Source organism: Pseudophaeobacter leonis, from assembly GCF_002087335.1.
GTDB classification, from domain to species: domain Bacteria; phylum Pseudomonadota; class Alphaproteobacteria; order Rhodobacterales; family Rhodobacteraceae; genus Pseudophaeobacter; species Pseudophaeobacter leonis.
The window spans coordinates 1-5,818 of sequence record NZ_MWVJ01000082.1 but is presented as its reverse complement, the minus strand read 5'-3'; the positions used below and the strand labels follow the sequence as shown (position 1 = coordinate 5,818).

Genomic DNA, 5,818 nt, shown 5'->3' with positions numbered 1-5,818 from the left:
CGCCTGCCATTGGCTTTCAGCCCAGGGAGTTTTGCCAGCTGCCGCCACTGGAGGTCTTGATGCTGAAATCATTGCTCCCCAGCAGCCCGAGCTCGGCGCGTCCGTTCCAATTGGACTGAAACAACAGCGCCGCTGTCTCGGCGAGGCCGGATTTGTTCAGCTTTACCTGATGCCCGGCGCCCTCATGGGTGAACAGGCTGGCAGGGGCGGCGACCGTCAGCCGGTTGCTGGCATCAGCACTGGCATTGATGCCGATATGGTCGAGGTTCTGGGTCTCACTCGGCGGCAGCTCCCAGGTGCTGCCCTGCCAGACGCGCAGCTCCTCGGTGTCTGCGCCCCAGGCGCGCCAGCCGGGCAGGGGCATCACAAAGAGCCAGCCTTCGCCCTGCCAGATGGCCAGATGCTGGCTCCAGCCCGACCAGGCCGCCGTCGGGGTGTCTCCCAGCGCATAGGAGGCCCCCGGGCTGGGTTCCAGCGGTGGGGTTTCGGCGTCAAAGGCGATGACCCGCAATTGCACCAGCGCATCCAGCAGCTGCAGCGCCTCGTTGTGGGTCACATGTTTTTGCGCCTGCGAGGGCAGCAGATAGGGCAGCGAGAGGATCGGGGAGAGATCGGACATTGGCGCGCGGGCTCCTGAAAGAGGGGGCTGGAAAGGTGAGGGGGCAGGCGGGGCCCCGGCGATCTGAAGAGGTCCTGTGCGGGCAGGACTGACTGGGCAGCAAACTGTGGACAGCAAAGGCGCGCAGTGTGGCCGAGCCGGGCGAAGCTGCGCCTAAATCCGAGTGCGCTGCCTAAGCAACAGGAGACTGGGCAACAGGAGGCTGGGCAAGAAACGGGGCAGCAACCTGAGCAAAAACAGGGGCAACAATTAGGGCAAAAACCGGGGCAATACCCGGCGGAACACCCCGCTTTTGCCGGAACCAATCATCACATTTGGCGCCGGATTGATCTCATTTCAGGATCAATGCCGGGAATTATTCCAGCGCCTAAGGGCTTTGATGATTGTCTTCAATCTGTAAACAATGTCCGCCCTTTCGCCGCATTCTGATCCCGTATTCGGCCGCGCCAGCCAGTGATCTTGCCCTTGGTTCAAGTCGTTCCAAGCCAGGGGTAGAGATTATGGAAATCACGTTTCAGCAGCATTTCATGACTGGATTTGAGCGCCTGGATACGGACCTGCGGGATCTGGAAATTCTGCAGAACGACGCAGGAACCTGTCTTTATGCCGCCACGGGTCGCAATGGTGGCATCAGCCAGTTTCGCCTCGACGGGGCGGCGCCAAGCCTGCAGGATGTCTACTGGCATCAGGGCAGCACACTGGCCACAGGCGAGTTTTCCCTGGCCGCGATCGGCGGTGAGACACATCTTTTGCAGCACAACAGCGTAGGCTCCAGACTGCTGTCCTATCAGGTCGGCAGCGATGGCGATCTGGCGTCGCAGTCGGCCCAGAGCCTGACAGGTGGCACCGTGGGCGGATCTGTGGGCGCCGCAGCAGTGGCCGAGCTGAATGGCGCACATAGCGTTGTCTATAGCGTCACCGAGGCCGGCCAGTCGACTGGCCAGTTGACCGGCTGGCGGCTGGACGCGGCGGGCAGACCACAGGCTGAGGTGAGCACTGCGGGTGGCGACAGCGCCTATCAGCTGTCCGGTGCGGTGGCGCTGGAGGTCTCAGACGAGGCGGGTCTGCTGTTTGTGGCGGATGCGGCGGGCCAGGGTCTGCACAGCTTTCGCATCAATGCCCAGACCGGCGCGCTGCAGGCCGCCGACAGCTTTACGGCGGCAGATGGGCTGCCAGTCTCCAGCCCCAGTGCTCTGCAGAGCTTTACCGCCTATGACAGCACCTGGGTGATCCTGAGCGCTGCGGGCACCGGCTCGCTCAGCCTGTTTCGGGTGGCCGACAGCGGTGCCAACGCGGGCACGCTGAACTTTGTGGATCAGGTGAGTGACACGCTGGCGACCCGCTTTGGCGGCGCCAGCGCCCTTGAGGTGGTGAGCGTTGGCGATCATGTTCTGGTGCTGGCGGCGGGCGCCGATGATGGCCTCACCCTGCTGCAGCTGCTGCCCTCTGGCCAGCTTTTGCACCTGCGCAGCCTGTCCCATGAGGCAGGACTTGGCCTTGAGAATGTCAGCGCGCTGGAGAGCGTGATGATGGGCGATGCGCTGGAAATCTATGTGAGCTCGGGCAGTGAGATGGGGATTTCACGCTTTACCCTGGATCTGAGCGAGCTGGGCCTGGTGGAGACCGCGACGCGCGGCACCCTGCGGGGCAGCGCTGGCGACGATCTGCTGGAAGGTGGCACCGGGACGGTCACGCTGCTGGGGCAGGCGGGCGATGACGTGCTGGTGGCGCGGGGCGCGGGCTCTGTGCTGACCGGTGGCAATGGCGCCGACTGCTTTGCTCTTGGTGCCGTTCGGGGCCAGATCCGGGTCACCGATTTTCAGCCCGGCGAAGACAGCCTGGACCTGTCTCTGATCCCAGGCCTTTACGGTCCCGGCCAATTGACTGTCGCCAATTTGAATGGCGGCATCCGCCTGTCTTTTGGCGTGACCGAAATTCTGGTGCGCAGCGCCAGCGGCGCAGAGCTGACCCTGGCGGACATCTGGCCCACCGGCGGGTTTTCCACTCCGAGCCGGGTGGCGCTGGGGCAGAGCTTTGAGGACGACATGCAATATGGCACCGGCGACAAGGATCTGCTGCAGGGCACTGGCGGTGCCGACAGCCTGCAGGGGCTTGGCGGCGAGGACCGCCTGAATGGTCTGAGCGGCGCGGATCAGCTCTGGGGCGGCGATGGCGATGACCAGGTCAAGGGCGGCGGCGGCAATGACAGCCTCTATGGCGAGCTGGGCGCCGATCTGCTGGCAGGCGGCGGCGGCGCAGACTGGCTTTTTGGCGGCGCGGGCGATGACCTGCTGAAAGGCAACAGCGGCAATGATACTCTGGAGGGCGGCATTGGTGCGGATCGTCTGAAAGGCGGCGGCGGCAATGATCAGCTTTTTGGTGGAGAAGGTTTTGATTTTCTGTTTGGTGGCGGTGGTCATGATCTGCTGGTCGCAGGCGCAGGTCCCAGCCGGCTGCTGGGCAATGGTGGCAATGACACCCTGAAAGGCGATGCGCAGGCGGATGTCCTCAAGGGGGGCGGCGGTGCCGACCGGTTGCTGGGCTTTGACGGCGATGACCGCCTGGACGGTGGCAAAGGGCGCGACAGCTTTAGCGGCGGTGACGGCGCCGATGTCTTTATCTTTGAAAAGGGCCATGGCCGGGACGTGATCCTTGATTTCACTCCCGAAACCGACCAGTTGGATTTCTCTGGCATCCGGGGTCTGGACTATGAGGATCTGGAGATTTTGCGCCGGGGCGAGGACACGCTGATCCAGACCGGCGCGGGCCAGATCCGGCTGGAAGATCTGCGCCCCGCTGAGCTGTCAGTTGATGATTTTATCTTCTGAACCCGGGTCTGATTACCGGCCTGAAATCTGGTCTGCAATCCGGTCTGCAATCTGGCCTGAAATTTGGGCCAGAATTTAGCCCGGAATTTGGCTCCTAGCACCGGCAAGAGATCCCGCCGGCGTCGCAGTGATCAAGCAGTGATCAAAAAGCGCCTAGAGCACCCCGGCACGGCTGAAGACACCAAAGAAGTTACCGATAATATTGGAGACGGTCAGGGCGTCGTTGATGGGAGATTCCGTTGCGATCACCAGATCGTCGGGATTGATCTGGAACTTCCGGGCCGAGAACAGGCCATCCGCAGAGGTCAGGTCCAGCGTGAAGACAACCCGCTGGTGACGCGGTCCGCGCAGTCCGGGGGCCAGGGCTTCGGGGGCATATTCACGCAGCACCAAAAGCCCCTGTGGGTCGGCGCGGCTGTCCTGGATGCCGCCGGTGATCGAGACCGCATCCATGGCCGAAAGATTGTCTTTGGTGAAGATATGCAGATCCTCGGTGCCGGTGGCGCCAAAGGACAGGAAATAGCGTTCGTCCTCTTCGACAAAGATCTGGTCGCCGCCGCGCAGCAGGGTATCCAGACGGGGGTTGTTCAAAAGCGCATCCACCGAGGTGCCATAGATGTTCTGGCCGCGCACCAGACGGATCTGCGGGTTGTTGAGCGCCGAGCTGATGCCGCCGCCGGCCGAGATGATCCCCATGAGCGAATAGTTGCGGTCGGGCATCGGGTAGGTGCCGGGATTGGCCACACCAGAGACCAGATCCACCGAATTGTTGCGCCCCTCTTTCATGTCCAGCTGCAGCTGCGCCGAGGGCACAATCGATTCCAACTTGTCCTGCAACTGCTCCCGCGCCAGATCGGGGGTCAGACCCAGCACATTCACATTGCCGACATAGGGCATGAAGATGGTGCCATTGACGGCGACCCTGACATCCTGCAGCTGCACCATTTTCTGTTCCGGCGAGGTCAGAAGGGAGTTGTCACTGCTGTCCCAGATCCGCAGGGTGAGGGTGTCTCCGGGCTGGAGGATCTGCGACTTGGAGCCCCGGCTGGCCTGGATCCAGGCCAGGCGTTCCTGTTTTCCGGTCGCGGGCCAGTGGGCCACTGTCGGCAGGAAGGCGCGGTTGACGGCATAGAGCGCAAAACTGGCGTCGACTTCTGCGGATTGGGCCAGAATCTCTTCGCTGACAGGCGCGCCACTGGGCAGGCGGCTGCAGGCGACGGGCAGAAGGGCCAAGCCGATGGCAGAAAGCATAAAAATGAGTGTGCGCATGGGGCCTCTATCAGGAAACTGCTTGATTTTTGACCCGAATGAAGGCCTTTGAGTTTAGCTCGTGTAAAATACTGGGCCTGCGTCTTGCGTCAACAGCAAGCTGACCACACTAAGCGAGGAGCAATCATGGGATTTCCCGCCACATTGATACTGGGTGGAAACGGGCGGATTGCACAGCTGTTTCGGCGCGACGTGGGCGCATCTTGGGGCTCCGGACAGTGATTGGCGCTGGCAAAGGCGCCGGCCGCCAGTGGCCCCCGCACAGGAGGGCACCCGCCAGACCCATCAGGATTTGCGAATATTTGCGCCGCTTGAGGAGCCTGCCGCCCTGTTACGGGCCGCACAGGGCTGTGATGTGATTCTGTGTCTGGCCGGCAGTATTGCCGGGCGAAGCGCAGATTTGCACGACAACTGGCGCCTTGCCGAGGCGGCGCTGCAGGCGGCGGCCGCCGCTGGGCCACGGGCAGCAACCGGGCGCTGCGCGCAGGTGTTTCTGGCCTCCTCGGCGGCGGTCTAGGGCAACCAGCCGGGGCCGCTGAGCGAGGACAGCCCATTGGCGCCCGCCTCGCCCTACGGTGCGGCCAAGGTTGAGATGGAGCAGCGCGCCGCTGCTTTGGCGCGGCAGCTCGATGTGCCGGTCTGTATGCTGCGCATTGGCAATATCGCTGGCCTGGACGCCATTCTGGGCGGCTGGCGGGCGGGGTTTACTCTGGACCAGTTTGCCGATGGGCGCAGCCCGCAGCGCAGCTATATCGGGATGCGCTGTCTGTCGCGCGTCATGGCGCAGCTGCTGCAGCGCGCCATCTTGCCGCCAGCTGCTTTGTCGCCTCCCCTGCCAGCCGTGTTGAACCTGGCCCAGCCGCAGCCGGTTGAAATGGCGGATTTGCTGCGGGCTGCGGATCTGCCCTTTACCATACGTCCGGCGCCGCAAACCGCCATTGTCGAGGTGTCACTGGATGTTAGCCGGCTGCAGAGCCTGATCCCGGCTGAGCTGTTGCCACAGGCAAATGCCGCCCAGATGATAGAGGAATGGCGCGCATTAGGGTCTCAATCGCATCCCGCAGCAACACAGGAAACAGACCCCACATGACCTGGTCCAAAC

Annotated in this window: 5 protein-coding genes; 3 read left to right on the top strand and 2 right to left on the bottom strand. The window is 63.0% G+C overall.

The features are described from left to right. Window positions 1–16: 16 nt before the first annotated feature. Complete coding sequence (locus tag B4968_RS17505) at window positions 17–619, bottom strand: DUF2793 domain-containing protein (RefSeq protein ID WP_083100699.1); 603 nt, start codon at window positions 617–619, stop codon at window positions 17–19. A gap of 500 nt (window positions 620–1,119) precedes the next feature. Here B4968_RS17505 and B4968_RS17500 point away from each other — a divergent pair, with 500 nt between their 5' ends. Beyond that, window positions 1,120–3,447 carry a calcium-binding protein gene (locus tag B4968_RS17500; protein WP_083100698.1) on the top strand — a complete coding sequence of 776 codons (2,328 nt, stop codon included), beginning with the start codon at window positions 1,120–1,122 and terminating at the stop codon, window positions 3,445–3,447. Window positions 3,448–3,600: 153 nt separating this feature from the next. Here B4968_RS17500 and B4968_RS17495 read toward each other — a convergent pair whose 3' ends face one another. Then, entirely contained in the window at window positions 3,601–4,716 is a 1,116-nt protein-coding gene (locus B4968_RS17495; protein ID WP_083100697.1) for a polysaccharide biosynthesis/export family protein, read from the bottom strand. 250 nt (window positions 4,717–4,966) lie between these two features. Here B4968_RS17495 and B4968_RS17490 point away from each other — a divergent pair, with 250 nt between their 5' ends. Both B4968_RS17490 and B4968_RS17485 read left to right on the top strand, forming a co-directional pair. Next, window positions 4,967–5,233, top strand: coding sequence for a hypothetical protein (locus tag B4968_RS17490; protein WP_083100696.1), 267 nt, complete (start codon window positions 4,967–4,969; stop codon window positions 5,231–5,233). A 36-nt stretch (window positions 5,234–5,269) separates the two neighbouring features. Then, complete coding sequence (locus B4968_RS17485; protein WP_083100695.1) at window positions 5,270–5,806, top strand: NAD-dependent epimerase/dehydratase family protein; 537 nt, start codon at window positions 5,270–5,272, stop codon at window positions 5,804–5,806. Window positions 5,807–5,818 lie beyond the last annotated feature (12 nt).